The 25545-nt window shown below is 65.7% G+C and carries 23 protein-coding genes; 14 read left to right on the top strand and 9 right to left on the bottom strand.

Going from position 1 to position 25545, the window contains the following annotated elements:
* The first annotated feature begins 74 nt into the window (after positions 1 to 74).
* Together PSTAB_RS04510 and PSTAB_RS04505 are read left to right on the top strand one after the other, a co-directional pair.
* Entirely contained in the window at positions 75 to 755 is a 681-nt protein-coding gene (locus PSTAB_RS04510) for a Fe2+-dependent dioxygenase (RefSeq protein ID WP_013981895.1), read from the top strand.
* On the top strand, positions 755 to 1513 hold the full coding sequence (locus tag PSTAB_RS04505) for a tetratricopeptide repeat protein (protein WP_013981894.1): 759 nt from the start codon (positions 755 to 757) through the stop codon (positions 1511 to 1513). Before PSTAB_RS04510 ends, PSTAB_RS04505 begins: the two co-directional genes overlap by 1 nt.
* A 58-nt stretch (positions 1514 to 1571) precedes the next feature.
* Here the strand turns inward: PSTAB_RS04505 and PSTAB_RS04500 are convergent, their stop codons facing one another.
* Entirely contained in the window at positions 1572 to 2735 is a 1164-nt protein-coding gene (locus PSTAB_RS04500; RefSeq protein WP_011912182.1) for a type III PLP-dependent enzyme, read from the bottom strand.
* Between the two features lie 405 nt (positions 2736 to 3140).
* Between PSTAB_RS04500 and PSTAB_RS04495 the strand changes: the two genes are divergently transcribed.
* Both PSTAB_RS04495 and PSTAB_RS21080 read left to right on the top strand, forming a co-directional pair.
* Positions 3141 to 4724, top strand: a complete 1584-nt coding sequence (locus PSTAB_RS04495) for a peptide chain release factor 3 (protein ID WP_013981893.1) — start codon at positions 3141 to 3143, stop codon at positions 4722 to 4724.
* Positions 4725 to 4801: 77 nt separating this feature from the next.
* On the top strand, positions 4802 to 5209 hold the full coding sequence (locus PSTAB_RS21080; RefSeq protein WP_013981892.1) for an endonuclease domain-containing protein: 408 nt from the start codon (positions 4802 to 4804) through the stop codon (positions 5207 to 5209).
* Positions 5210 to 5658: 449 nt separating this feature from the next.
* Here the strand turns inward: PSTAB_RS21080 and PSTAB_RS04485 are convergent, their stop codons facing one another.
* The 4 genes from PSTAB_RS04485 to ptsP all read right to left on the bottom strand — a co-directional run bounded on the left by PSTAB_RS04485 (position 5659) and on the right by ptsP (position 13746).
* Positions 5659 to 8049 carry a membrane-bound PQQ-dependent dehydrogenase, glucose/quinate/shikimate family gene (locus PSTAB_RS04485; RefSeq protein WP_013981891.1) on the bottom strand — a complete coding sequence of 797 codons (2391 nt, stop codon included), beginning with the start codon at positions 8047 to 8049 and terminating at the stop codon, positions 5659 to 5661.
* A gap of 122 nt (positions 8050 to 8171) precedes the next feature.
* Positions 8172 to 9911 carry a PTS fructose-like transporter subunit IIB gene (locus PSTAB_RS04480; protein ID WP_013981890.1) on the bottom strand — a complete coding sequence of 580 codons (1740 nt, stop codon included), beginning with the start codon at positions 9909 to 9911 and terminating at the stop codon, positions 8172 to 8174.
* A gap of 17 nt (positions 9912 to 9928) precedes the next feature.
* The gene (gene pfkB / locus PSTAB_RS04475) at positions 9929 to 10864 is read right to left on the bottom strand and encodes a 1-phosphofructokinase (protein ID WP_013981889.1); all 936 of its coding nucleotides are present in this window, start codon (positions 10862 to 10864) and stop codon (positions 9929 to 9931) included.
* Positions 10864 to 13746: a phosphoenolpyruvate--protein phosphotransferase gene (gene ptsP / locus PSTAB_RS04470; RefSeq protein WP_041771648.1), complete on the bottom strand. Its 2883-nt coding sequence runs from the start codon at positions 13744 to 13746 to the stop codon at positions 10864 to 10866. The genes pfkB and ptsP overlap by 1 nt, the downstream gene beginning before the upstream one ends.
* 178 nt (positions 13747 to 13924) lie before the next feature.
* Between ptsP and cra the strand changes: the two genes are divergently transcribed.
* The 6 genes from cra to PSTAB_RS04440 all read left to right on the top strand — a co-directional run bounded on the left by cra (position 13925) and on the right by PSTAB_RS04440 (position 17825).
* Positions 13925 to 14914: a catabolite repressor/activator gene (gene cra / locus PSTAB_RS04465; protein WP_013981887.1), complete on the top strand. Its 990-nt coding sequence runs from the start codon at positions 13925 to 13927 to the stop codon at positions 14912 to 14914.
* A 66-nt stretch (positions 14915 to 14980) separates the two neighbouring features.
* A complete protein-coding gene (locus tag PSTAB_RS04460; RefSeq protein ID WP_013981886.1) occupies positions 14981 to 15286 on the top strand; it encodes a nucleotide pyrophosphohydrolase in 306 nt (101 codons plus the stop codon).
* Complete coding sequence (locus PSTAB_RS04455; protein ID WP_013981885.1) at positions 15283 to 16032, top strand: methyltransferase domain-containing protein; 750 nt, start codon at positions 15283 to 15285, stop codon at positions 16030 to 16032. The genes PSTAB_RS04460 and PSTAB_RS04455 overlap by 4 nt, the downstream gene beginning before the upstream one ends.
* An 18-nt stretch (positions 16033 to 16050) precedes the next feature.
* The gene (locus PSTAB_RS04450; protein ID WP_013981884.1) at positions 16051 to 16659 is read left to right on the top strand and encodes a DUF4136 domain-containing protein; all 609 of its coding nucleotides are present in this window, start codon (positions 16051 to 16053) and stop codon (positions 16657 to 16659) included.
* Between the two features lie 73 nt (positions 16660 to 16732).
* Positions 16733 to 17290 (top strand): DUF4136 domain-containing protein, encoded by a 558-nt coding sequence (locus PSTAB_RS04445; RefSeq protein ID WP_013981883.1) that lies wholly within the window; start codon positions 16733 to 16735, stop codon positions 17288 to 17290.
* Between the two features lie 85 nt (positions 17291 to 17375).
* On the top strand, positions 17376 to 17825 hold the full coding sequence (locus PSTAB_RS04440) for a DMT family transporter (RefSeq protein WP_013981882.1): 450 nt from the start codon (positions 17376 to 17378) through the stop codon (positions 17823 to 17825).
* 21 nt (positions 17826 to 17846) lie between these two features.
* On the opposite strand, the gene PSTAB_RS04435 is transcribed toward PSTAB_RS04440, so the two are convergent.
* Entirely contained in the window at positions 17847 to 18782 is a 936-nt protein-coding gene (locus PSTAB_RS04435; protein WP_011912170.1) for an SdiA-regulated domain-containing protein, read from the bottom strand.
* Between the two features lie 222 nt (positions 18783 to 19004).
* On the opposite strand from PSTAB_RS04435, the gene PSTAB_RS04430 reads away from it, so the two are divergent.
* The 3 genes from PSTAB_RS04430 (at position 19005) to PSTAB_RS04420 (ending at position 21229) form a co-directional block, all read left to right on the top strand.
* Positions 19005 to 19298 (top strand): hypothetical protein, encoded by a 294-nt coding sequence (locus tag PSTAB_RS04430; protein ID WP_011912169.1) that lies wholly within the window; start codon positions 19005 to 19007, stop codon positions 19296 to 19298.
* Between the two features lie 96 nt (positions 19299 to 19394).
* On the top strand, positions 19395 to 20768 hold the full coding sequence (locus tag PSTAB_RS04425) for an MATE family efflux transporter (protein WP_013981881.1): 1374 nt from the start codon (positions 19395 to 19397) through the stop codon (positions 20766 to 20768).
* A 2-nt stretch (positions 20769 to 20770) separates the two neighbouring features.
* Positions 20771 to 21229, top strand: coding sequence for a DUF2214 family protein (locus PSTAB_RS04420; protein WP_011912167.1), 459 nt, complete (start codon positions 20771 to 20773; stop codon positions 21227 to 21229).
* A gap of 13 nt (positions 21230 to 21242) precedes the next feature.
* Here the strand turns inward: PSTAB_RS04420 and speA are convergent, their stop codons facing one another.
* The 3 genes from speA to thiO form a co-directional block, all read right to left on the bottom strand.
* A complete protein-coding gene (speA, locus tag PSTAB_RS04415) occupies positions 21243 to 23156 on the bottom strand; it encodes an arginine decarboxylase (RefSeq protein WP_013981880.1) in 1914 nt (637 codons plus the stop codon).
* A gap of 122 nt (positions 23157 to 23278) precedes the next feature.
* On the bottom strand, positions 23279 to 23650 hold the full coding sequence (locus PSTAB_RS04410) for a translation initiation factor Sui1 (RefSeq protein WP_013981879.1): 372 nt from the start codon (positions 23648 to 23650) through the stop codon (positions 23279 to 23281).
* A gap of 148 nt (positions 23651 to 23798) precedes the next feature.
* Positions 23799 to 24896: a glycine oxidase ThiO gene (thiO, locus tag PSTAB_RS04405; protein WP_013981878.1), complete on the bottom strand. Its 1098-nt coding sequence runs from the start codon at positions 24894 to 24896 to the stop codon at positions 23799 to 23801.
* Between the two features lie 153 nt (positions 24897 to 25049).
* On the opposite strand from thiO, the gene PSTAB_RS04400 reads away from it, so the two are divergent.
* Complete coding sequence (locus tag PSTAB_RS04400) at positions 25050 to 25544, top strand: GspH/FimT family pseudopilin (RefSeq protein ID WP_041771646.1); 495 nt, start codon at positions 25050 to 25052, stop codon at positions 25542 to 25544.
* The last annotated feature ends 1 nt before the right edge of the window (position 25545 follow it).

Genomic DNA, 25545 nt, shown 5'->3' with positions numbered 1-25545 from the left:
ATACATTCTGTCGCATTCTGAAACATCTAAATGCAAACTAATATCGTTCAACCTTTTCCTTCTGCCGGTGTCCCATGCTGCTACGCATTGCCAATGTGTTTTCCCGCGAAGAAACCGCCCGTATCCGCGTCGCGCTGGAACAGGCTGCCTGGCAGGACGGTCGGGTAACGGCCGGCTACCAGTCGGCCAAGGCGAAACACAACCTGCAGCTGGCCGAAGACGACCCGCTCGCCCGCGAGATCGCCGAAGCCATGCTGCAGCGTCTCTGGCAACATCCGCAGTTCATGTCCGCCGCACTGCCGAGCAAGGTCTTCCCACCCCTGTTCAACTGCTATACGGCCGGCGGCGAGTTCGGCTATCACATCGACAACGCGGTGCGGCAGGTGCGCAACAGCGCCGAGCGCGTGCGCACCGACTTGTCCGCCACGCTGTTCTTCAGCGACCCCGACGAGTACGACGGCGGCGACCTGGTCATCCAGGACACCTACGGCACCCAGCGGGTCAAATTAGCTGCCGGCGACATGGTGCTCTACCCCAGCACCAGCCTGCACAAGGTCGAGCCGGTAACCCGCGGCGCACGGCTGGCCTCGTTCTTCTGGATTCAGAGCCTGGTGCGCGAGGACGCTCAGCGCACGCTGCTTTACGAGATGGATCAGGCCATTCAGCAGCTGACTGCCGATGTGCCAGACCACCCGTCCCTGGTGCAGCTGACGGGCACTTATCACAACCTGCTGCGGCGCTGGGTCGAGGTCTGATGCAGCATCTTCTGCGCCGTGAGGAAACACTCGACACCACCCAGCTGGGCGATCTCGCCGAACAGCCGCAGCGTGCCGCGCGATTGGTACTGGCGGCTGCGGCGAACGGGGAAATCGAGGCCCAGGCACTGCTCGGTCAGATCCTGCTGGAAGGCTACGGCATCCAGGCCGATCCGACGCTGGCCCTGACCTGGTTCGACATCGCCGCCGAGCGCGGACATGCCATGGCCTGCAACATGGCCGGGCGCTGCCACGAACACGGCTGGGGTTGCACAGCCGATACGAAGCGCGCCGCCGACTACTACCGCCGCGCCGCCGATCTGGGGCTGGACTGGGGCATGTACAACCTCGCCAACCTGCTGGCCACCGGACGTGGCGTGGTGAAGGACCACACGACCGCCTACCGGCTCTATCGTCAGGCTGCCGAGCTTGGTCATGCCAAGTCGATGAACCTCACCGGCCGCTGCCTCGAAGACGGCTGCGGCGTGGCCCGGGATGTCACCGCGGCACACGCCTGGTATGCACGCTCGGCCGAAGCCGGCGACTTCCGCGGGCAGTTCAGCCACGCTGCCGTATTGCTGGCACAGGGCCAATGGGAGCAGGCCCGCGGCTGGCTGGAGCGCGCCTTGCGGCTCGGCCATCTCAGGTTTATCGAGACCGCGCTGGCCAGCCTGCGGGCCGCCGCATTGCCGCAGATCGCCGATATCGTCGAGGCCTACGCGCGACGACGCGACGAGCTACGCGCCGGGGCGCGGTGAGCGAAAGGCGGAAACGAAAACGCCCCGCATGGCGGGGCGTTCGTGCAGCGACTAAGGCTTAGATGTAGTAGGCCTTCAGCGGCGGAAAGCCGTTGAATTCGACGGCGCTGTAGCTGGTGGTGTAGGCACCGGTGGACAGCCAGTACAGGCGATCACCGATGGCCAGATTCAGCGGCAGGCCGTACTTGTAGTTCTCGTACATGATGTCCGCGCTGTCGCAGGTCGGACCGGCGATCACCACTTCCTCCACCTCACCCTTCTTCTCGGTGTAGATCGGGAACTTGATGGACTCGTCCATGGTTTCGATCAGACCGCTGAACTTGCCCACATCGACGTACACCCAGCGCTCCACGGCGGTGCGCGACTTGCGTGCCACCAGCACCACTTCGCTCACCAGGATGCCGGCATTGGCGATCAGCGAGCGGCCCGGCTCCAGGATGATTTCCGGCAGGTCGTCGCCGAAGTCTTCCTTGAGGAAGCGGATGATCTCCTCGGCGTAGGTTTCCAGGCTGTTGGTGCGGGTGATGTAGTTGGCCGGGAAGCCGCCACCCATGTTGATCATCTTCAGCTCGATGCCGTCTTCTTCCTTCAGGCGCTCGAAGATCACCTTGACCTTGGCGATGGCGGCGTCCCAGACGGAGATGTCGCGCTGCTGCGAGCCGACGTGGAAGGAAATGCCGTACGGTTCCAGGCCCAGCTGGCGGGCAAGAATCAGCAGATCCATGGCCATGTCGGTCTGGCAGCCGAACTTGCGCGACAGCGGCCAGTCGGCCGTGGTCGAGCCTTCGGTGAGGATGCGCACATAGACCTTCGCGCCCGGCGCGGCCTTGGCGATGTTGCGCAGGTCGGCTTCGGAGTCGGTGGCGAACATGCGCACGCCCTTCTCGAAGAAGTAGCGGATGTCCCGGGATTTCTTGATGGTGTTGCCGTAGCTGATGCGCTCCGGACCGACGCCGCGGGACATGACCTTGTCCAGCTCGTAGATCGAGGCGATATCGAAGCTCGAGCCCTTGTCACGCAGCAGGTCGATGATTTCCACCGCTGGGTTGGCCTTGACGGCGTAGTACACCTTGGCGAATTCGAAACCGGCGCGCAGGTCGTCGTAGGCCTTGCTGATGGTTTCGGTGTCGATCACCACGAACGGGGTTTCGTGCTGGTCGGCGAAGGCCTTCATCTTCTGGAAGGTGGCGCGCGGGAAATAGTCTTCGATCTTGACCGTCATGCGTGGGACTCCAAAAACGGGAAACAAAAGTCGGATGAGGGGTGAAGGGCGTCAGCCCTGACAAGAACGCCTGATCAGTTTCCCCACTTTGGTTCGCCTACTTCCCAAGGCATGTCGCCGAGTATCACGTGGATCTCTCGTCGTCAGTACTTGAGCCGGATGGATCGTTGCCAGCATGGACGTTCGGGCGCGAACTTTAGGACCAAGGGGGGCATAGATCAATCAAAAAAACGTCCCGATTGCGCATCCGTTTCGAGTTGTTGTCGATTCAAAACAAAGCGTCATGGAAACTGCACAAAACGGCTGATTTCCGCTGCCGTGCCGGCCGCAGGGAAATCCATTTGCCGCTATAATCGCCGCCTTTTTTGACAGACCGACTACTCGTCGACGGGTTCCTTAATTCCGATGACCACTCAGGCCGCCGAAGTCGCGAAGCGCCGTACCTTCGCCATCATCTCGCACCCCGATGCGGGCAAGACCACCATCACCGAAAAGCTGCTGCTGATGGGCAAGGCGATCGCCGTCGCCGGCACGGTGAAATCCCGCAAGTCCGACCGCCACGCCACCTCCGACTGGATGGAGATGGAAAAGCAGCGCGGCATCTCCATCACCACCTCGGTGATGCAGTTCCCCTACCGCGAGCACATGATCAACCTGCTCGACACCCCCGGCCACGAGGACTTCTCGGAGGACACCTACCGCACCCTGACCGCGGTGGACTCGGCGCTGATGGTGCTCGACGGCGGTAAGGGCGTCGAGCCACGTACCATTGCGCTGATGGATGTCTGCCGCCTGCGGGATACGCCAATCGTGAGCTTTATCAACAAGCTCGACCGCGACATCCGAGACCCCATCGAACTGCTCGACGAGATCGAAGCGGTCCTGAAGATCAAGGCCGCGCCCATCACCTGGCCGATCGGCTGCTATCGCGACTTCAAGGGCGTGTACCACCTGGCCGAGGACCGCATCATCGTCTTCGTGCCCGGCCATGGCCACGAACGCATCGAGACACGGGTCATCGACAAGCTCGATTCCGACGAGGCCCGCGCGCACCTGGGCGATATGTACGACGATTTCGTCGAGCAGCTGGAGCTGGTCCAGGGCGCCTGCCACGAATTCGACAAGGACGCCTTCCTACGCGGCGAGATGACCCCGGTCTTCTTCGGCACCGCGCTCGGCAACTTCGGCGTCGACCATGTGCTGGACGCCGTCGTCGACTGGGCACCGAAGCCGCTGGCGCGCGTCGCCAACGAGCGCACCGTGGAGCCGGTCGAGGAGAAATTCACAGGTTTCGTGTTCAAGATCCAGGCGAACATGGACCCCAAGCACCGCGACCGCATCGCCTTCATGCGCATCTGCTCGGGCAAGTACGAGAAAGGCATGAAGATGCGCCACGTGCGCATCAAAAAGGACCTGAAGATCGCCGACGCGCTGACCTTCTTCTCCAGCGAGCGGGAGATGCTGGAGGAAGCCTGGGCCGGCGACATCATCGGCCTGCACAACCACGGCACCATCCAGATCGGCGATACCTTCACCGAAGGCGAAGTGCTGGGCTTCACCGGCATCCCGCACTTCGCCCCGGAACTGTTCCGGCGCGTGCGTCTGAAGGATCCGCTCAAATCCAAGCAGCTGCGCCAGGGCCTGCAGGAGTTGGCCGAGGAAGGCGCCACCCAGGTGTTCTTCCCGGAGCGCAACAACGACATCATCCTCGGCGCGGTGGGCGTGCTGCAGTTCGACGTGGTCGCCAGCCGCCTGAAGGAGGAATACAAGGTTGAATGCGCCTACGAGGCAATCAACGTCTGGTCGGCGCGCTGGATCGAGTGCAGCGACGAGAAGAAGCTCAAGGAATTCAAGGACAAGGCCTACGAAAACCTCGCTGTCGACGGCGGCGGCCACCTCACCTACCTGGCCCCGACCCGCGTCAACCTCAGCCTGATGGAAGAGCGCTGGCCGGAGGTGAAGTTCCGGGCGACGCGCGAGCATCATTGAGGCAACCGACCGCCTCGCGCTGATCGAGCAAGCTCTCGCACGGATGCGAGAGGCCTATACCGACACAAGGATGTGCGATGCCTACCGAACGCCCATCGCCCGAACAACGTCACTTCGCCAGAGCGCTTCGCAGCCAGCTCACCGATTGCGAGCGCCTTCTATGGCGGCGGCTGCGCAATCGCGGCTTAGCGGGATTCAAGTTCCGGCGGCAGCACCCGTGGCCGCCTTATGTGCTGGATTTCTACTGTGCCGAGCTGCGGCTGGTGATCGAGCTCGATGGCGGGCAACACCATGACGCCGCCGGGCTTGCACGGGATCAGCTGCGGACAGCGCATCTGGAGCGCCAGGGGCTGGAGGTGCTGCGTTTCAGTAATCTGGACGTATTGCAGAATCTGGAAGGCGTTCTGACGGAGCTGTTGCGCTGGATCGAAGCCCGCGCCCCTCACCCCAACCCTCTCCCCAGCGGGGAGAGGGGGCCTGAATGAAGCCACCGAATCATCCGTACTTGGCGGGCACATCATGCATTCCACCCTACACCGGACCGGCAACCCAACTCGGCGCAGTCCCCTCGCCCCTCCGGGGAGAGGGCTAGGGTGAGGGGCTGGCCGCCATGCCTAGCGCCGCAACTAAAACCCACAGCCCTATCAGCTACTCCTCAAGCGTCCAGGCGATCAATGAATCACCCAGTTTGGTACCGAGCGAGTTATGCCGGTATGGGTCGAAGCCCGGCCTCGCCCCTTCCTCTCCAACGGGGAACGGTGGCCTGAGTGAAGCCACCGAACCATCCTTAGATGGCAGGCACATCATGCATTCCACCCTACACCGGACCGGCAACCCAACTCGGTCCAGTCCCCTCTCTCCTCTGGGGAGAGGGCTAGGGTGAGGGGCTGGCGGCCATGCCTAGCGCCGCGACTAACACCCCCACCCCTATAACCTACTCCTCAAGTGTCCAGGCGATCAAGGAGTCACCCAGCTTGGTGCCGAACGAGCCATGCCCGCCGGCCATCTGCACCACGTACTGCTTGCCGGTCTTCTCGGACACGTAGGTCATCGGCGTCGCCTGGCCACCGGCGGGCAGGCGACCTTTCCACAGTTCCTTGCCGTTTTGCAGGTCGTAGGCGCGCAGGTAGTAGTCCAGGGTCCCGCTCATGAAGGCCACGCCACCCGCGGTGACGATCGGCCCACCCAGCGCTGGCGTACCCACCGGCAGCGGGATGCCCAAGGGCGCGCTGTCGCGGCTGGTGCCGTTCTTGTGCATCCAGACCTTTTTCATGCTGCGCAGGTCCAGCGCGGTGACGTAACCCCAGGGTGGCGTCTGGCAAGGCAGGCCGAGCACCGACAGGAAGGGCTCCAGCCGCACCATGTACGGCGCGCCGAGGTTCGGCTGCAGACCGGTCTCGCCACCACCGGTGCGCTCCTCCGGATCGACGTCATCACGGTTGACCATGGTCGAGACGAAGGCCAGGTAGTTCGGTGCGCCGAACAGCAGCTGGCGGCTCGGATCGACGGCCACGGACGGCCAGTTAAAGGTTCCCACGTTGCCCGGGTAGATCAGCGAGCCCTGCTCCGACGGCGGCGTGAAATCGCCCTCGTAGCGCAGCTGGCGGAACTGGATGCGGCACATCATCTGGTCCAGCGGCGTGCCACCCCACATGTCGCGCTCGCGCAGTGGCTCGTCCGGCGCGTAGCTTACGGCCGAATAGGGCTGCGTGGGCGCGGTGAACTCGCCGTAGTCGGTGCCTTGCGGCACGGGCATCTCGTCGACCGGCACGATGGGCTCGCCAGTACGCCGGTCGAGGATGTACAGGTCGCCGCGCTTGGTCGGCTGGATGATGGCCGGGACCTTGCCCTGCGGCCCGTCGATATCCACCAGCGTGGGCTGCGAGGGCAAGTCGCGATCCCAGAGATCGTGGTGCACCGTCTGGAATTCCCAGCGCACCTGACCGCTCGCCAGGTCCAGCGCTACCAGAGTGTCCGTGAAGCGCTCGGATTCCGGCGTTCGCGGCTGCGCCCACTGGTCCGGCGTCTGGTTGCCGGTGGGGATGTAGACCAGCCCCAGCGACTCGTCGGCGGTGGCGATGGTCCAGGAGTTCGGCGTGCTGCGCACGTAGGTTTCGCCGGGGGCCAGGGGCTCGGTGGCGTCCGGATTGCCCGGGTCGAAATTCCATACCAGCTCGCCGCTGCGCACGTCATAGGCGCGGATCACCCCGCTGGGGGAATCCACCGCACCGTTGTCGGTGATCGAGCCACCGACGATGACCAGCTTCTCGGTCACCACGGGCGGCGAAGTCGGCAGGTAGACGCCCAGCGCGCCCTCGCCCAGCCCGGCCTTGAGGTCCACCGTGCCGGCATCACCGAAGTCCTCGCAGGGCTTGCCGTCGGCAACGTCCAGGGCGATCAGCGTGCCGTCATTGGTCGGCAGGAACAATCGGCGCTCGCAACGCGCAGCCGGCTCGGCCGCAGAGGCCGGCGCCTGGCTGTAGGCCGTGGCGTCGTGGTAGGCCAGACCGCGGCAGGTCATGTGCTGGTAGTACTCGGCATCGCGATTGATGCTCGGATCGAAGCGCCAGCGCTCCTCGCCGGTGTCGGCATCCACCGCGATGGCGATGCTGTGCGGGGTGCAGATGAACAGGTTGTCGCCAACCTTCAGCGGTGTGACCTGGTAGGTGATCTCGCCGGGGTCGCCCTCACCCGGCAGATCGCCGGTGTGGAACTCCCAGGCCTTCTTCAGCTTGCCGCCATTGGCCGGCGTGATCAGGTCCGCCGGAGCGTAGCGGTCGCCCCGGTCGGAGCCGCCATAGGCCGTCCACTCGCTGGCCTGGCGTCCGGCCTGACCTTCCGGGGCCAGACCCTGCATCTGCGCGTCGCTGAACTCACCGGTGATCGAGTGGTAGTCCTGCGTCAGCGAATAGCCTGCCATCAGCGCACCGGCCAGCAGGCCGATCCCGAGCAGACCGCTCGCACCGTCGCGCCAGATCAGCCGATCGCTGACATGGCGATTGACGAAGGGCAGGATCAGCCAGAGCCCGAGGATGCACCAGAGGTCGATCCGCGGTGCCAGCTGCCACCAGTCGAAGCGCACCTCGTAGAACGTCCAGGCCAGCGTGCCCAGCAGCAACGTCGCGTACAGCCAGATCGCCGCGCGCCGCCGGGTGAACAGCAGGCCGGCCACCACCAGCAGACCGACACCGGCGACCAGGTAGTACCAGGAACCGCCCAACGTCGCGAGGTAGCCGCCGCCGATGGTCATGAGCGCACCCAGTACCAGAATCACCAGGGCGGTCAGGGTGATACGCAGGGGCCGCGCCCCGTAATCGATACTCATCGCAGTCTCCAGCCAGATCGATGCAAAGCAAAAAGCTGGCGAAACCTTCTGACACAAAGTCTTCGCCAGCTTGTAGTGGATGCGGCGCGGAGCCCTTTAGTTCAGCCCTTTTGGCCTGCCGGTCAGGCGGCCGCACCGACCGCAAGCGGCTGAGTCTCGGGCCGCTTGATCAGCGCGTAGACCACCCCGGTCAGCAGGCTCCCGGCCAGGATCGCGACCAGGTAGAGCAATGCATGGTTGATCGCGTTGGGAATCAGCAGCACGAACAGCCCGCCATGGGGCGCCAGCAGCTTGGCACCGAACGCCATGGACAGCGCGCCGGTCAGTGCACCACCGGCGATGCTGGCCGGAATCACCCGCAGCGGGTCCTTGGCAGCGAAGGGAATCGCGCCCTCGGAGATGAAGCAGCAACCCAGCACCAGCGCGGCCTTGCCGGCTTCGCGCTCGGTCTGGGCGAACTTGCGGCGGGCGATCAGCGTGGCGATGCCCATGCCGATCGGCGGCACCATGCCGGCGGCCATGGTCGCGGCCATCGGCGCGTAGCTTTGCGAGGCGAGCAGCCCGACGGAGAAGGCATAGGCCGCCTTGTTCACCGGCCCACCGAGGTCGACGCACATCATGGTGCCCAGCAGCAGCCCGAGCAGGATCGCGTTGGAGGTGCCCATGGTGTCGAGGAACTCGGTGAGCCCGGCGAGCAGCTTCGCCACCGGCGTGCCGACGATGTAGATCATCACCAGGCCCGTCACCAGGCTGGCCAGCAGCGGAATGATCAGGATCGGCTTGAGCGATTCGATGCTGGCCGGCAGTGGAATCCAGCGACTCACCGCCTTGGCCGCATAGCCGGCGACGAAACCGGCGATGATGCCGCCAATGAAGCCCGCGCCGAGCGTGCCGGCCAGCAAGCCGCCGATCATGCCGGGCGCCAGGCCCGGGCGGTCGGCGATGGAATAGGCGATGTAGCCGGCCAGCAGCGGCACCATCAGCTGGAAAGCGGTTTCGCCGCCGATCTTCATCAAGGCAGCGGCTAGCGTGCCCTCCTCCTTGAACGCCTCGATGCCGAAGACGAACGACAGGGCGATCAACAAACCGCCCGCCACCACCATCGGCAGCATGTAGGACACCCCGGTCAGCAGGTGTTTGTAGACACCGGTCTTCTCCGCTTTCTGCTCTCCCGTAGCGGCACTTGCCGTGACGCCACCGCCGAGCACGGCCGCTTCCTGCAGCGCACGATCCAGCGTCGCCTCCGGTTGCTTCAGTGCGACACCGGTGCCGCAGCGGAACACGCGCTTGCCGGCGAAACGGGTGACATCCACCTCGATATCGGTCGCCAGCAGCACCGCGTCGGCTTCCTCGATGGCCTGGGGGTCCAGCACGTTGCGCGCGCCCACCGAGCCACGCGTCTCCACCTGCAGGTCGTAGCCCTTGCGCGCGGCGGCCTGCTGCAGCGCCTCGGCGGCCATGAAGGTGTGCGCCACGCCGGTCGGGCATGCGGTGATGGCCACCAGCTTGGGTTTGCCGGCGGACGGCGCGGCGTCGGCTTCGTCGACCGGCTGCAATTCGGCTGCGGTATCGGCGGCGCTGCGCAGGAAGCCTTCTGGGTCGAGCAGGGCCTCGGACGGGGTCGACTGCACGACACGCTTGCCGACGAAGCGTTGCAGCGACAATGGCCCGGTTTTCACCACCACGACCAAGTCGGCCTCGGCGATCTGTTCGGCCGTGAGCGGCGAGCCGATGGCCTTGGGATCGTGGACTTCCACGGCGGTCGACCAGCCCAGGCGATGAGCCGCGGCTTCGAGCAGGCGCGAGGTCAGCACGCTGGTGACCATTCCGTTGGGGCAGGCCGTGATGATGAGCAGATTCATTCCTTCACCTCTTGTAATTATTGGCTGAGCGGCTGCAACCGCACGGCCGCTTCAAGCTCGGCCAGTTGCGCCCGATCAGTGATGCCGAAGCCGATTTGGCCGACGGCCTGAGCGGCAATCGCCGTGGCATGCGCCAGCGTTCGCTCGGCCGGCCAACCCGCCAGCAAGCCGTGGAGCATGCCGGCCAGCAGCGAATCCCCGGCGCCCACGGTGCTGACCACCCGCACCTTCGGCGGCTGGGCATGCCAGGCGGCAGCCGGCGAAAACCAGCTGACCCCGGCGGCGCCCTGGGACATCACGACATGCTCGATGCGGGCATTCAGGCGCCGAGCCTCGTCGGCCAGGGCCTGCGCGTCGGCCGGATCGAGGTCGCGGGCCTGGGCCAGTTCCTCTTCGTTGGGCTTGATCAGCCAGGGTGACAGGGCCAGCCCTTCGCGCAGCGCCGCGCCACTGGTGTCCAGCGCGACACGCGCACCGAGCCGCGCGAGCTGCTGCAGCAGCTCGACGAACCACGGAGCCTCGACGCCGCGCGGCAGGCTGCCGGCCACCACGACCAGCTCATGGCCAGGCACCATGCGTTCGAGGCGGGCTAGCAGCTCGTCGCGCTGGGCGGCACCGACCTCCAGCCCCGGGCCATTGATATCGGTGATCCGCCCATCCGCCTCGGCCAGCTTGATGTTGCTGCGGGTCTCGCCCGCCACGCGGACGAACTCGTCGGCAAAGCCCCGTGCGGCGAACAGCTGCTCGAAAGGCTGGGCATTGGCTTCGCCGAGAAAGCCGGTCACGGTCAGCTGATGGCCGAGATCGGCCAGGACCTGGGCGACATTGAGCCCCTTGCCCGCGGCGTGCACCTGCAGGTTGTCGCTGCGATTGACTTCGCCCAGGCGCAGCGCGGGCAGCTGCACGGTGAGATCCAGCGCGGGATTGAGGGTGACGGTCAATACGCGCGCCATCAGCAGTGCTCCCCGACGAAGGCGCGCACTTCATGGGCGCCGGGCAACATCAGGGCCTGCTGAGCGAGTTGCTGACAGGCGACGAAGTTCAGCTCGCGCACCCGCGCCTTGACCAGCGCAATGCTGCGCGCCGACACGCTCAACTCATCAACGCCCAGCCCCACCAGCATCGGTATCGCCAGCGCATCGGCGGCCAGCTCGCCGCAGACGCCCACCCATTTGCCCTGCGCGTGGGCGGCTTCCACCGTCATACCGATCAGACGCAACACGGCCGGGTGCAAGCCGTCAGCCTGCCCTGAAAGAGTCGGGTGGCCGCGGTCGATGGCCAGCGTGTACTGGGTCAGATCGTTGGTACCGATGCTGAAAAAATCGACTTCCTGCGCCAGCACCGGCGCGATCAGCGCGGCGGACGGGATCTCGATCATGATGCCCACCTGCAGGTCGGCCACCGGCAATTCGACGCGCAGGCGATCGACCAGCGCCTTGGCGGTGCGCCATTCCTCGATATTGCCGACCATGGGAAACATGATCCGCAGCGGCCGGCCGTCGGCGGAGGCGAGCAAGGCACGCAGCTGGGTTTCGAGGATGTCCGGGCGCTGCAGGCTCAGGCGAATGCCGCGCACACCGAGGAAGGGGTTCTCCTCGGCCGGCATCGGCCAGTACGGCAGCGGCTTATCGCCGCCGACATCGAGCGTGCGCACCACCAGGGGCCGGCCTTCGAGGGCTTCCAGCACACGGCGGTATTCGGCTTCCTGGGTCGCCTGATCCGGCGCCTGAGCGTGGTTCATGAACACCAGCTCGGTGCGCAGCAGGCCGATGCCCTCGGCACCGAGCGCCACCGCCTCGGGCGTCTCGCCGGCGGCGCCGATGTTGGCAGCGATCTCCACCGGATGGCCGTCACGGGTGATCGCCGGCTCCAGACGTCGCTCATGGGCCAGGCGCTTGCGTTCCTCCCGCGCGGCGCGCTCGCCCCGGGCCTGTTCGAGCTGCGTATCGCTCGGCGCTACCAGCAGCTCACCGCGCTCGCCATCGAGTAGCAGCAAGGTGTTGGGCGCCAGGCCGAGCACACCGGGCCCGGCGCCGACGATGGCCGGAATACCCAACGCCCGGGCAATGATGGCGCTGTGCGAGGTGGCGCCGCCGCCGGCGGTGAGAATGCCGGCGACGCGCTGGGCATTGAGGGTGGCGACGTCCGACGGCGCCACCTCGTCCATCACCAGAATGTAGGGCTCGTCCGGGGCCTGCTCGGCTTCGACACCGGCCAGGCAGGCCAGCACGCGGCGGCCCACGTCGCGCAGGTCGGCCGCACGCTCGGCGAGCAGCTGGTCATGCAGCGCCTCCTGCTGCTGCGCCGCGCTTTCGATTTCCTCCATCCAGGCCGCCTCGGCGCTGAGGCCTTTCTGCAGGCACACCTGCACCTCTTCGCGCAGGGCAGGATCCCTGAGCATGGCCTGGTGGGTGGTAAAGATGTCGCGGATGCTGGCGACCTGGCTCTGCGCGATCAGCGTGCCGATTTCCGCGAACACCTTGTCCAGCGCCGCGTCGAGCCGCTGCAGCTCGACGGCGGGCGATTCGCCGCGCCGCGGATAGTCAATCGCCTGCGGCTTGCGCACCAGCACCGGGCCGATGGCGATGCCGGGCGAGGCGGCGATGCCGATCACCTGCTCGCCGGCCCGCAAGGCGGGCACGTCCTGGGCGGCTTCGTTCAGTTGCACGGTGGCAGCTGGCGGCTCCGCCGGTTCCCCGCCGACTGGCAGCGGCTCGATTTCCTCGCCCAGCCCTTCCTCCACCGCGCGCACCAACGCCGGCAAGGCATCGTCGGCGATCGAGGGCTCGGCGATGAACTCCAGCACCTGCCCGCGATGCGAGCCCATCACCAGCAGCTTGCTCAGGCTCTTGGCCGACACCCCCGCGCTCTGGCTGCCGGCCAGGCGCACGCGGATCTCGCCGGCAAAGGCCTGTGCGACCTCGGTCAGCACCTTGGCGGGCCGTGCGTGCAGGCCGTGGGCATTGGCCAGCGGCACGCGGGCGCTCGGCCAGTCCGCCGGCACGTCGCCGCCCAGGGCTTCGAGCACTGTGCGACTGGAAGTCGCCTGGCTCAGCTCCGCGCCGCGCCCCTCAATCAGCAGGTTGCACAGGCGTTCGAGCATCGCCCGGTGCGCTTCACCGAGACTGGCCAGCACGAACAGGCCGTTGAGCGGCTGGCCGTGATGATCCAGCGACGCGGCGGGTGTGACGAACGCCAGCCCCGGTCGCTGCACCGACTGCTCGCTGCTCAGCCACCAGAGGCCCTCACCCAGCGGCAAGGCCTGGTCGAGCGCGAGCCCGGCATTGAAGCCAGAGACCACGCATTCGGCGCGCTTGAGCAGCTTGACGCCCTGCCAGGCCAGCTCATCGAAGTCCTCGGCGGCGACGCCCAGCCCCACCAGCTCGCCATCGAGCGCCAGTTCCTGCGGCGCGCCCTGCAGCAGCGCGATGATCGCCTCGGGGCTTTCGGCCTTCTGCAGCGCCTCACTGAGGTCGCCCTCACCGAGAGCGCGGGTCAGCAGCTGCAGCAGACGCAGATGCTCGTCGGAACGCGCGGCGATGCCGATGGCAAGGTGGACCTGCTGGCCGTTGCCCCAGTCGACGCCCTCCGGAAAATGCAGCAGCCGCACGCCCGTGGTGAACACCTGATCGCGGGTTTCCGGGGTGCCATGGGGGATCGCGATGCCCTGGCCGAGAAAGGTCGAGCCCTGGGCTTCGCGTGCGCGCAAGCCGTCCAGGTAGCCGGGCGCCACCAGCCCGTCGGCGACCAGCACCTCGCCGAGCAGGGCCAGCGCGGCCGGTTTGTCCGCCGCGACCTGATGCATGTGGATGTGCTGCGCATTCAACTCAAGCATGAAGAACTCCTGCGGGGCTCGCGATTGTTGTGGCCGACGATGCGCCGGCATTGCCCGAATCCTGGGCTGGCGCTTCAGACCTGAGAGCTGCTGAAACGTTTCAGCCAAGGCTGGCACATTACGCAATATTGGGTAATTCTAGAAGCCCGAGTTCATACCACCCGTCTTAGGCCCCCAGTTGAAACTGACCGACATCGCCCGCCTCGCCAACGTTTCGGTAACCACCGCCAGCTACGTGCTCAACGGCAAGGCCGCGCAGCGACGGATCAGTCCAGCCACGGTCGAGCGCGTGCTGGCGGTCGCCGAGCAGCAGGGTTTCCAGCTCGACCAGCAGGCCGCCGGGCTGCGCCGCGGGCAGTCCCGGACCCTCGGTTTCATCGTGCCGGACCTGGAAAACCCCAGCTATGCACGCCTGGCCAAGCTGCTCGAGCAGCGTGCGCGACAGCGCGGCTACCAGTTGCTGATCGCCGGGACGGACGACGAGCCGGACACCGAGCGCCAGGTCATTCAGGTGCTGCGCTCGCGACGCTGCGATGCGCTGATCGTCGCCAGCTGCCTGCCGGCGGACGATGCCGGGTACCGCAAGGTCCAGGCGACCGGCACGCCGGTGATCGCGCTGGACCGTGCGCTGGATGCCGAGCACTTCAGTTCGGTGGTCAGCGACGACCGCGAGGCCGGCGCGCAGCTGACCCGCTCGCTGGACGTGCCGCCCGAGGCGCATGTCGCCCTGATCAGCGCGCGCCCGGCGCTGCGCATCAGCCAGCAGCGCGAGGAAGGTTTCCAGCAGGCACTGGCGCAGCACCGCGGGCCGGTCAGCATCCTGCGTGCCGAGCAGTTCAGCCGCGCCTGCGGCCGCGCGCAGATGCTCGCCCTGCTCGACCGCGGCGCGCTGCCCGATGCGCTGATCACCACCGCCTACGTGCTGCTGGAAGGCGTGTTCGACGCGCTGCGCGAGCGCAACCTGCTCTGGCCCGAACAGCTGCGGCTGGGCACCTTCGGTGATGCGCAGTTGCTGGATTTCCTGCCGATCCGGGTCAACGCGATTTCCCAGCAGCACGCACAGATCGCCGAGCAGGTGCTGGAGCAGGCCATTCGCGCCATCGAACAGGGCGACTACCGCCCCGGCGTGATCGCCATCGAGCGCGAGCTGAAGGTCCGCCGCGGCTGACGCCCTCTTGCGGGCGCCGACGCACTGGCGGAAGCTTGTCGTCTTTCGAACAGCCCGCCTCCCCTGATGAACATCGAACAGATCACCCAGCGCCTGCATGCGATCCGCGATCGCAACGACTGGCAGCGCTTTCACAGCCCGAAGAACCTCGCCATGGCCGCCAGCGTGGAAATGGCCGAGCTGGTGGAAATCTTCCAGTGGCAGACCGAGGACGAGTCGCGCCAGCTATCGGCCGACAAGCTCGAGCACGCTGGCCAGGAGGTCGGCGACATCCTCATGTACCTGCTGCTGATGTGCAGCGAGCTGGGGATCGACATGGAACAGGCGCTGCTGGACAAGCTGGCCGACAACGAGCGGCGCTTCGTCCGATGAGCGACCGCCATTTCGACGAGCTGGCGACGCGTTTCGCCGAGAAGATCTACGGCGGCGCCAAGGGCGCGATCCGCCTGGCCGTGCTGCAGGCCGACCTGGCCGAGATCCTGCCGCCGCGCCCGCTGCGGGTGCTGGACATCGGCGCCGGGCTCGGCCATATGAGCCTCTGGCTGGCGCAGCAGGGCCATGCGGTCACCCTCGCCGAGCCCGCCGAACCGATGCTGCAAGGCGCCCGCCAGCAGTTCGCCGACGCCGGTCAGCAGGCCACCTTCATCCAGGCGCCCTGGCAGGAGGTGGAAGCGCGTGTCGACGGCCGCTTCGACTTGGTCATCTGCCACGCCGTGCTGGAGTGGCTCGCCGAGCCCCAAGCGATCCTGCCGGTGCTGCACCGCCTGACCGCGGCCGATGGCTGGCTGTCGCTGGCCTTCTACAACCGCGATGCGCTGATCTACCGCAACCTGCTCAAGGGCCACTTCAAGAAGCTGCGCAGCCAGACCTATGCCGGCGAACGGCAGAGCCTGACCCCGCAGCAACCGCTGGACCCACGCGAACTGGCTGCGCAACTCGCGCCGCACTGGCAGGTCGAATTCAGCAGTGGCGTGCGCGTTTTCCATGACTACATGCCCGCCGATTTCCAGGCCCGCACCGAGCCGGCCGACCTCATCGAGATGGAGCTGGCCTACCGCCGCCATCCCACCTTCGCCGGCCTCGGGCGCTATCTGCACTGGTTGTGCCGACCACGCTGAGCCGGCCGGGAGGTTTCCATGTCGAACCGCGCGTTCTTGCCCTTGCTCTGCCTTACCCTCGCGGCCTGCCAGAGCCAGAACCCCTATACCGATGAATCGGCGCCGATCCCGCCCGCCCCTCCGGTGGAACAGATCCAGGCGCCCACCTACCCGGCCGCGCCCCGGGACTTCTCCAGCTACCAGCACTGGAGCTGGCGCAGCCCGCCACCGGGTACGGCCTCGATCAGCGGTGAAGAACTGCAGGAAATGGTCGCCGGCGCACTCGATCAACGTGGTCTGCGCCCGGCCCCGGGCAACGCTCCGGGTGATGTACGGATCAGCGCCAGCGCCAGCAAGGAAACCCGAGTCCGCCAGACCTACGACAACTACGGCTACGGCCCGCATGTCGGCGTAGGCCGTTATGGCGGTGGCTACGGCACCGGGTATGGCGTCGGCACCAGTGTGCCCATCGTGCGCAACTACGAGGAGGAAGTCGTCTCGGTGCGCATCGAGATGTTCGATGCGGCCTCCGGGCAATCGGTCTGGAGCAATCGTGCCGAAGCGCGCCTGAGCGGCAGCCGGGCCAAGCAGCAAGATGCGGTGCGCCAGGCCGTCGAGCGGGCGCTGGCCGATTATCCGCCGCGCTGAGTGCGGCAAGTGGCTACGCGCCGAACGAAGGCGCCGGGCCTAGACTGAGCAGACCCTTCCCTGGAGAACGATCATGTTCCGCCGCCTGTTGCTGATTCCCCTACTCCTCGCCCTCGTCGCCTGCCAGGGCCCGCAGGTGCAGCGTGATTTTGATCCGACACGGGATTTCTCCGCCTATCGCGCCTGGAGCTGGAAGGAGCCGGCGCTGCAGTACCGGCCGGATGACCCGCGCATACAGAGCGACCTCACCGAGCAGCGCATCCGCGACGCCATTGCCGAGCAACTGGACCAGCGCGGGCTGCGGCCCGCCACGGCGAGTGCCGCGGCCGGCGTGCAGGTGCAGGCCTGGTACATCGTCGACCAGCGCACCCAGCAATACACGACCACTTCCGGCGCCTGGGGCAACCCCTGGTACGGCTACTGGGGCGGACCGATGTTCACCGATACCCGCACCATCGACTGTCAGGTCGGCACCTTGCAGATCGATCTGTATGACGCCACCGACGGCAAGCTGGTCTGGCGTGGCAGTGCCGAACAGGTACTGCGCAACCGCCAGGGCACGCCCGACGAGCGCACTGGCAGCATGCGCGAGCTGGTGGCGCGGGTGCTGTCGCAGTACCCACCGCACTGAGCCAAGCGCCTGAACCTGCCGCGGTGCTGGCGAGTGACTGCCGCGCTCGCCATACTGTCGCGCCGCTGATCCTTGGAGACCTGAAATGCCTGCTGTTGCCTGGTGGTTGCTCACCCTGCCGTTCATTGCCGGAGCCATGCTGCCTTTGCAGGCCGGAATCAACGGTCAGGTGGCTCGCCAGCTCGGCAACGTCATGGGCGCGGCGCTGCTTTCCTTCGCTGTCGGCACTCTGGCCCTGTTCCTCATTGTGCTGACCCAGCGCGACCTGCCGGCGCTGCAGTCCCTCAAGGCACTGAGCTGGTGGCAATGGACCGGCGGCCTGCTGGGCGCGTTCTTTATCGCCACCGCCGCCTTCGCCGCGCCGCGCACCGGCGCGCTGCTGTTCATGGCGTTGCTGCTGGCCGGGCAGTTGTTCGTCGCCCTGCTGCTGGACCACTTCGGCTGGGCCGGTTTCCGCCAGTCGCCCATCAGCCTCGGCAAGGTGGCCGGCCTGTTGCTGATCTTCGGCGGTGTCTGGCTGATCCAGCGTGGCTAGGTTTGCACAGCCAGGTCATTCTCACTGATGCTCGAAGGCGTAGAACAGGTTGGGCTCGCTGACCAGATAAAGATTGCCCTGAGCGTCGAACGTCATGCCCTCGGCCTGCGGCACGCTGCGCTCGAGCCCGGCGAAACCGCGCCATAGCGAGCGGAAACTGACCAGCTCCCCCTCGGCATCCAGCTCCAGCATCATCTTCGCCTCGTCGCTGAGCAACACGAGGTGACCGGTCTGCTCGTCGAAATGCACCGACGACAGGTCGCTGGCCATGTCAAGCTTGTCGATCCAGGCCTGGCGGTCGATGATCTTGATGTCCATGTCGCCGGCCAGGCTGCGCTTGATGCCGTGGATTTCATAGAGCTTGCGCGGCGAATGCTCCTTGACCACGAACAGACGATCGCCCGCTCGGTCGTAACCGACGCCTTCGAAACCGGTGTTGTCCGCCTCGTTCAGCGCCAGCGTGATGGAGCGTGCATCGGCGCGGCGCAGCGGGCCGGCCAGGTTCGGCACTTGCACCACCACCAGCGCCTGCTGGCGTTCCTCGGTCAGCACCAGCAGGTCGTCACCCAGATAGGTCACGCCCTCGACGTCTTCGAAGCCCTGCAGCGGGTAGCGCGCGATGAACGTCCCATCACGGCCCAGCGCCAACAGCTCCTCGGGGTTGTTGACCACGGCCCACAGGTGACCACGACGCTCGTCGTAGGTCAGCCCGGAAAGGTTGTCCTTCACCGTTGCCACGGGCAACGCATCGATTCTCGCCCGGTATTCCGGCAGCCACAGGCTGCGACGCTCCCAGCTGTTCTCATGCCAGGTGGTTTTCAGTGTGTAGAACAGCCGCTCATCCAGATGCAGCGTGACGGCAAGGTACAGCAGGCAGAACAGCAGCAGGCCACAGGCCCAGCTCAAGGGGCGCAGCGTCGCCAGTCGTCCCAGCTGCGCGATGGCGAGGGCTCGCATGGTGTCTACTCGTTGAAGTCGTGTGGGCAGGCTGCCCGGGACTTGTTGCAGTTGAATGAAGGCAGGAATCGCGACGGATGCGTCACGCACTACGCAGGGACATTCCGACCCTCATCCGCCGCGCTTGTTCCCCTCTGACATTGAACTCTCGGCCCCGGCCAGCAGCCCAATGCCCAGGGCTGCGCTTGCGCACCGCAATCGAACGATCTGGGAGAGTGATAGATGCGGGTAGAAGGATTCTTCGAGTGGCTGGGTCAGGCACTCGGCACCGTCATACGTTTCATCGTCGAAGGGCTGGCCGACTTCTTCGGCCTGTTTGCCCGCGCCGGGCACAACTTTCTCGAGGGGTTGTCACGCACGCTGGGGATGGACCGCTCGCTGCTGAGCCTGGTCGCGCTGGTCATCGGCCTGCTGTTGCTGGTCGCGGCCGTTCGCTCATTCTTCCGCGGCTCGATCATCGGCGGACTGGTCTGGCTGTTCCTCGGCTTGTGGCTGCTGAGCTGGCTGATTCACTGATCGCGCCGATACATCGCCCGGTGTGCCCCGGGCACTGCGGTTTTTCCTCTTTTCCCACAGGCCACGTATAGTGCCGGGCCGTCCCGGAGGCCCGTAATGTCCCGCATGCTTGCCGCCTGGCGCCACGCGCCCACGCATCAGAAGGTGTGGGCGCTGGCGGCGCCGATGATCCTGTCGAACCTGTCCGTGCCGCTGGTGGCGCTGGTGGACAGCAGCGTGATCGGCCATCTGCCGCACGCTCACCAGCTGGGCGCGGTAGCGGTTGGCGGCAGCCTGTACACGCTGCTGGTGTGGGTGATGGGCTTCCTGCGCATGGGTACCACCGGCTTCGCCGCACAGGCAGCCGGCCGCCAGGATGGCGGCGCGCTGCGCCAGATACTGTTGCAGGGACTGTTGCTGGCCGTCGGCTTCGCCCTGCTGCTGGGCACGCTCGGGGTGCCACTCAAGGGCGCCGCGCTGCAGCTGATGCAGCCCTCGGCGGAACTGAACGACCTGACCCGCGACTATTTTCACACGCGCCTGTTCGGCCTGCCCGCCGCGCTGGCCAGCTATGCACTGATCGGCTGGTTTCTCGGCACGCAGAACGCCCGCGCGCCGCTGGCCATTCTGCTGACGACCAACCTCATCAATGTCGCGCTGGACCTGTGGTTCGTGCTCGGCCTCGACTGGGGCGTGGCCGGGGCCGCTCGCGCCTCGGTGATCGCCGAATGGAGCGGCGCGCTGCTTGGCCTGGCCCTTACTCGCAAGGCCCTGGCGCGTTATCCCGGCCGACTCGACACTCGCGCGCTGCGGCACTGGACAAGCTGGCGCCCGCTGATGGCGGTCAACCGCGACATTTTCCTGCGCTCGCTGGCACTGCAGCTGGTGTTCTTCCTGATCACGGTGCAGGGCACCCGCCTGGGCGATGCCACAGTCGCCGCCAACGCCCTGCTGCTCAACGGCCTGCTGCTGACCGCGCATGCCCTCGACGGACTGGCCCATGCGGTGGAAGCCTTGAGCGGGCATGCCATCGGTGCAGGCGACCGCAACGCACTGCAACGGGTGATGGTGGTTGCCGGGGGTTGGTCATTGCTGGCCAGCATCGCCTTCGGCCTGTTCTTTCTGTTCGGCGGCCAGCTGTTCATCCAGTTGCAGACCGACATACCCGAGGTGCGCCAGACCGCGCTGACCTACTTGCCCTATCTGGCGACATTGCCGCTGATCGCGGTCTGGAGCTATCTGCTCGATGGCCTGTTCATCGGCGCCACCCGCGCGCGGGAGATGCGCAACAGCATGCTGCTGGCAGTGGCGCTGACGTTGCCGCTGGGCTGGCTGCTGCAGGGGCTGGGCAATCACGGCTTGTGGCTGGCGTTTCTCGCCTTCATGCTGACGCGTGGCATCTGCCTGGGCGTGCTCGCCTTGCGTCTGCAGCGCCGCAGCGCCTGGTTTACCATGAGCACGCCTGGCACCACCCATTCCGAAGGACGCTGAACATGGCCTATGCCATTGCCGCCTACCTCCACTTCCTGGCGATCTTCCTGCTCTTTGCCCTGTTGCTGCTGGAGCATCAGCTGTTCCGCCAGCCGCTGACGCTGGAGCGCGCGCGCAGCCTGTTCCGCATCGATATAGCCTTTGGCATCACGGCCGCGGCCGTGCTGGCGAGCGGCATCGCCCGGGCGGTCTTCTACGGCAAGGGACTGGACTACTATCTGAAGAACAGCTTCTTTCACGCCAAGGTCGGTTTGTTCGTAGTCGTCGCCGTCCTGTCCATCTACCCGACGCTGACCTTTCTGCGCTGGCGCCCCGCTCTCGCGGCAGGCCAGGCACCGACCATCTCGAGCGGCAGCGCCAGATGGGTCAAGCTGACCATCCGCCTGGAGCTGCTGCTGCTCGCGATGATTCCCCTGCTGGCGGCGCTGATGGCACGGGGCTTCGGCGTCATGCCCGGCTGACGCCGGGCACCCATCAGGGCGTCAGGTAGGACGAACGCGTCAGTCCCAGGCGCAGCGCGTCGATGTACTGCGTGCGTTCCTTGGCGCTCAACTTGGCCCCGGCCACCTTGTCGCGGTAGTAGGTCATCAGCTCCTCGGGCGACAGATGCACATAGCGCAGCATGTCCTCGATGGTGTCATGGGTCTCGATGCCGGCGTGGTAGTAGCTACCGTCCTCGCGCTGATAGACGTTCACCGAATCGGTATCGCCGAACAGGTTGTGCATGTCGCCGAGAATTTCCTGATAGGCACCCACGAGGAACACCCCGAGGAAATACTCCTCGCCAGGCGCGACCTCGTGCACCGGCATGCTGCTCTCGATGCTCTGCTCGTCGACGTAGTGCTTGATCTTGCCGTCCGAGTCGCAGGTCAGGTCCTGCAGCACGGCGCGCCGCACCGGCTCCTCGGTCAGCCGCTGCAGCGGCACGATCGGCAGGATCTGGTCGATCGCCCAGGTATCGGGCAGGCTCTGGAACACCGAGAAATTGCAGATGTACTTGTCCGCCAGCTTGTCATTGAGCTCGTCGAGCACCGCCCGATGGGAGCGCTGACGGGCCTTGAGCTGGTTGTACAGACGACGGCAGATGGCGAAATAGCTCTGCTCGGCCAGCGCCTTCTGCGCCAGCGTCAGCTTGCCGGACGCGTACTGCGCGCTGGACTCGCTCATGTAATGGGTGGCGCGCCAGTAGGTCTCGGTGACCATTTCCGGGTCGGTCGGCCCGAGCAGATCGGCCAGCGACTGGACGATGTCCGGCAGCTCGCCGTAGTTGTCGATCTGCGGTATTTCGTCGTTGTGCCGCTCGACGTCGGTGACCTGCATGACCAGCACCGCATGGTGCGCCGTCATCGCCCGACCGCTCTCGGAGAAGATGTTCGGATGCGGCAGCCCCTGCGCCTCGCAGAACTCCTTGAGCATGCCGACCACGGTACCGGCATATTCGTCGATGTCGTAGTTGATCGAACTGGCATTGCGCGAGTGGGTGCCGTCGTAGTCGACGCCCAGGCCGCCGCCGACATCGATGTAATCCACCGGCAGGTTCAACGCCCGTAGCTCGGCGTAGTAACGGATAGCCTCACGGAAGCCCTGACGGTAATCCGCCAGGTTGGCGATCTGCGATCCCATGTGGAAGTGCAGCAGGCGGATGCCCTGATCCATTTCTGCGGCGCGGAAGCGTTCGATCACCGAGAGCAACTGCGCTGCGGACAAGCCGAACTTGGAACGCTCGCCACCGGTATCGGCCCATTTGGACGATGCCAGCGACGACAGGCGCACACGCAGACCGACCTGCGGGGTCAGCTTGAGCTCGTTGGCCTCCTCGATCACCAGTCCGACCTCGGACTCCTTCTCGATGACGATGAACACCTTGTGGCCGAGCTTCTGACCCATCAGCGCCAGGCGGATGAACTCGCGATCCTTGTAGCCATTGCAGACGATGGTGCCGCCCTTCGGCGCCAGCGCCAGCACCGCCATCAGCTCCGGCTTGGAGCCTGCCTCCAGGCCGATGGAAACGTTCTGCGTGGCGATGATGTTCTCCACCACCGCTTCCTGCTGATTGACCTTGATCGGGTACAACGCGGTGTACTTGCCGGCGTACTCCATGCGCTCGATGTTGGCATCGAAGGCGCCAGTCAGGCGCCGCACGCGGTCCTGCAGGATACCGGGGAAGCGCACCAGCAACGGCAGCGACAGCCCTGCCTCGCGCAGTTGTTCGATCAGCCCGTTGAATTCGATCGGCTCGCCGCTGGGGCCCTGCGGGCGAACCTCGACGTTGCCCTGATCATTGATGGCGAAGTAACCGGCGCCCCAGTGGCGAATGCCATAGATGCTGCGGCTGTCGGCAGCGGTCCACTGGCTACCGTCGTCTTTGCGTGTGCGTCGTACAGGCATCGAAGCCTCCCGGAAAGAATTGAACGTTTCGCCGCAAGCAGATGTGCCCGGCGAAGGCTATGCGGCTTCGACAGCCGATATGCGCAAAAAGGTGAAAATTGGTGAGGCTGTCACAGCGGCACTCAGCCGCCAGACTTCTTGGCCTTGAAGCCGCGTTTGCCGAGTTCGTCGAGCAGCAGCTGCACGTGATCGCCCTGAATCTCGATGACACCGTCTTTCAGCGCCCCGCCGGTACCACAACGGCGTTTCAGCGCGCTGGCGAGCTCCTTGAGCTCGCTCTCCGGCAGAGGCACGCCACTGATAGTCGTCACCGTCTTGCCACCCCGGCCCTTGCTCTCGCGACGTACCCGCGCAATGCCGTCGCCTTCGGGCACGAGGTTTTGCTTGCACACGCAGCTGCCCAGAGGCTGACTGCAGTCGGGACAATGCCGACCGCTGTCGGTGGAATAGACCAGCCCACCCAGGCCGGCCAGGGAAGTGGTTTTCTTGGCCACGCAAACCTCGCTCGCGAATCTGGTCCTGTCTGACAGGACCGAACAGCCGGCTAATTTACCAGCATTGCGGCCCAGCTAGCAGACCGCCGCCCGGACAACGACCAGTGCCGGCCGGACGACCTGCGAGAAAAGTTCGAGCCTGCGCGCCTCAGACGATACGTCCGGTTGGCGCATAAGGTGCCGGGTCCACGATCGGTTCGCGACCGAGCATCAGATCCGCCAGAAGCTGGCAGGACGCAGGTGCCAGCACCAGCCCGTTGCGGAAGTGCCCGCAGTTCAGCCACAGCCCATCGAAGCCGCTCACCGGTCCTATATAAGGCACGCCGTCCGGCGAACCGGGCCGCAGACCTGCCCAGTGTCTGACCACTTGCGCGTTGGCCAGCGCGGGCAGCAATTCGATTGCGGTCGCTCGCAGGCTTTGCAGCGCATCCTCGGTGGGCGTCTTGTCGAAGCCGACATCTTCCAGCGTGCTGCCGACCAGGATATGGCCGTCGCGCCGCGGAATCGCATAGCGCCGCTTGGCCAGCACCATGCTCGGCAGGAAGTCTTCGGCGCACTTGAAGAGGATCATCTGCCCCTTCATCGGCTTGACCGGAATCTCCAGCCCCAGCGTCGCCAGCAGCTGTGCACTCCAGGCGCCCGCCGCCACCACGACCTGCTCGGCATGCATATCGCCCTGCGCCGTCCTCACGCCCACGATCCGCGAGCCGTCCTGCAGAAAGCCCTCGACCGGGCAATGCTCGACGACCGTCACGTTGGGCAACCTTGCCAGCGCCCCGCGTAACGACTGCAGCAGCCGCGGATTGCGAATGTTGGCGACTCCCTGCATATACACGGCCCGCTGGTACCCATCGCCCAGCGAAGGCACCGCCCGATGTACCGCCTCCATCGACACCGATTGCAAAGGTCGGCCATAGCGCTCGGCCCAACTCAGCGCCTCGGCCTCGTCGTGCAGATCGAGCCAATAGAGCCCCGTCACATGCACCTCGGGGTCCACGCCCGTCTCGCTTAGCAGCCGTTCACCCAGCTGCGGGTAGAAGTCCTGCGACCAATGCGCAAGCGCCGTAACCGCCGGGCTGTAGCGCCACGGGTACAGAGGCGAAACGATCCCGCCGCCAGCCCAGGAGGCTTCGCTGCCGACATCGCCAGACTCCAGCAGCAACACCGACTTCCCCGCTTCCGCCATTCGATAGGCCGATAGCAGACCAATCACGCCTCCGCCGACAACGATCACTTCTTGATTCACAAGCCTCTCCCACAATCTGGTTCACATTTCCGCCCGAGCTGACTTGGACGGCCGGGCACGCTGCTTTAAAAGAGAACGTTCGCGCATCTCTTCATGACATGCGCGAACAGCAGCCAGGACGGCCGAACATCATACGTGCAAAGGAACCGCACTATGTCGAACCGAAATCAAGGCTTCACGCTTATCGAACTGATCGTCACGCTGACAATACTGGGCATCGCTGTCGCGATCGCCGTCGCGGCATTTGGAGAGGTGATTGAACGGAATCGACAGGAGGCACTGAAAGACGAGATCGAGAACGCGCTGTACACCGCCCGCACGCAAGCGATTCTGCAGCGCCGGACCATCGAGATATGCGGGAGCGGAAACGGAAAGAGCTGCTCATCCAGCTGGACGGATGGTTGGCTCATTCGTGCACCGAGCGGCCAGATACTGAAGCACACCCAGCTTCCGGCCCATACGCTGCGCTGGAGGGGGTTCAGCCCTTCCGTGCGCTTCCGTGACAACGGCACCAGCCCCACAAGCAATGGACGCTTCTTCCAATGCTACAAACAGCAAATTGCCTGGCAGCTCATTCTCAATCGACAAGGTCGGGTACGAGCCGGGTCGCCCGCAGAAAACGCCAGCAACGCGAATCTGTGTCGATGAC

It is taken from the genome of Stutzerimonas stutzeri, from assembly GCF_000219605.1.
In the GTDB taxonomy this organism is placed as follows: Bacteria; Pseudomonadota; Gammaproteobacteria; order Pseudomonadales; family Pseudomonadaceae; genus Stutzerimonas; species Stutzerimonas stutzeri.
This window is presented reverse-complemented; position numbering and strand designations above follow the sequence as displayed.

Bases quoted from the DNA above. Each gene is read 5' to 3' on its own strand.
- speA (WP_013981880.1), bottom strand. From the start codon at position 23,156: ATGCCTGTACGACGCACACGCAAAGACGACGGTAGCCAGTGGACCGCT.
- PSTAB_RS04505 (WP_013981894.1), top strand. From the start codon at position 755: ATGCAGCATCTTCTGCGCCGTGAGGAAACACTCGACACCACCCAGCTG.
- pfkB (WP_013981889.1), bottom strand. From the start codon at position 10,864: ATGGCGCGCGTATTGACCGTCACCCTCAATCCCGCGCTGGATCTCACC.
- PSTAB_RS04445 (WP_013981883.1), top strand. From the start codon at position 16,733: ATGTTCCGCCGCCTGTTGCTGATTCCCCTACTCCTCGCCCTCGTCGCC.
- PSTAB_RS04485 (WP_013981891.1), bottom strand. From the start codon at position 8,049: ATGAGTATCGATTACGGGGCGCGGCCCCTGCGTATCACCCTGACCGCC.
- ptsP (WP_041771648.1), bottom strand. From the start codon at position 13,746: ATGCTTGAGTTGAATGCGCAGCACATCCACATGCATCAGGTCGCGGCG.
- PSTAB_RS04400 (WP_041771646.1), top strand. From the start codon at position 25,050: ATGTCGAACCGAAATCAAGGCTTCACGCTTATCGAACTGATCGTCACG.
- PSTAB_RS04440 (WP_013981882.1), top strand. From the start codon at position 17,376: ATGCCTGCTGTTGCCTGGTGGTTGCTCACCCTGCCGTTCATTGCCGGA.
- PSTAB_RS04425 (WP_013981881.1), top strand. From the start codon at position 19,395: ATGTCCCGCATGCTTGCCGCCTGGCGCCACGCGCCCACGCATCAGAAG.
- PSTAB_RS04430 (WP_011912169.1), top strand. From the start codon at position 19,005: ATGCGGGTAGAAGGATTCTTCGAGTGGCTGGGTCAGGCACTCGGCACC.
- PSTAB_RS04450 (WP_013981884.1), top strand. From the start codon at position 16,051: ATGTCGAACCGCGCGTTCTTGCCCTTGCTCTGCCTTACCCTCGCGGCC.
- PSTAB_RS04510 (WP_013981895.1), top strand. From the start codon at position 75: ATGCTGCTACGCATTGCCAATGTGTTTTCCCGCGAAGAAACCGCCCGT.
- PSTAB_RS04480 (WP_013981890.1), bottom strand. From the start codon at position 9,911: ATGAATCTGCTCATCATCACGGCCTGCCCCAACGGAATGGTCACCAGC.
- PSTAB_RS04420 (WP_011912167.1), top strand. From the start codon at position 20,771: ATGGCCTATGCCATTGCCGCCTACCTCCACTTCCTGGCGATCTTCCTG.
- PSTAB_RS04435 (WP_011912170.1), bottom strand. From the start codon at position 18,782: ATGCGAGCCCTCGCCATCGCGCAGCTGGGACGACTGGCGACGCTGCGC.
- PSTAB_RS04495 (WP_013981893.1), top strand. From the start codon at position 3,141: ATGACCACTCAGGCCGCCGAAGTCGCGAAGCGCCGTACCTTCGCCATC.
- PSTAB_RS04500 (WP_011912182.1), bottom strand. From the start codon at position 2,735: ATGACGGTCAAGATCGAAGACTATTTCCCGCGCGCCACCTTCCAGAAG.
- PSTAB_RS04455 (WP_013981885.1), top strand. From the start codon at position 15,283: ATGAGCGACCGCCATTTCGACGAGCTGGCGACGCGTTTCGCCGAGAAG.
- PSTAB_RS21080 (WP_013981892.1), top strand. From the start codon at position 4,802: ATGCCTACCGAACGCCCATCGCCCGAACAACGTCACTTCGCCAGAGCG.
- PSTAB_RS04460 (WP_013981886.1), top strand. From the start codon at position 14,981: ATGAACATCGAACAGATCACCCAGCGCCTGCATGCGATCCGCGATCGC.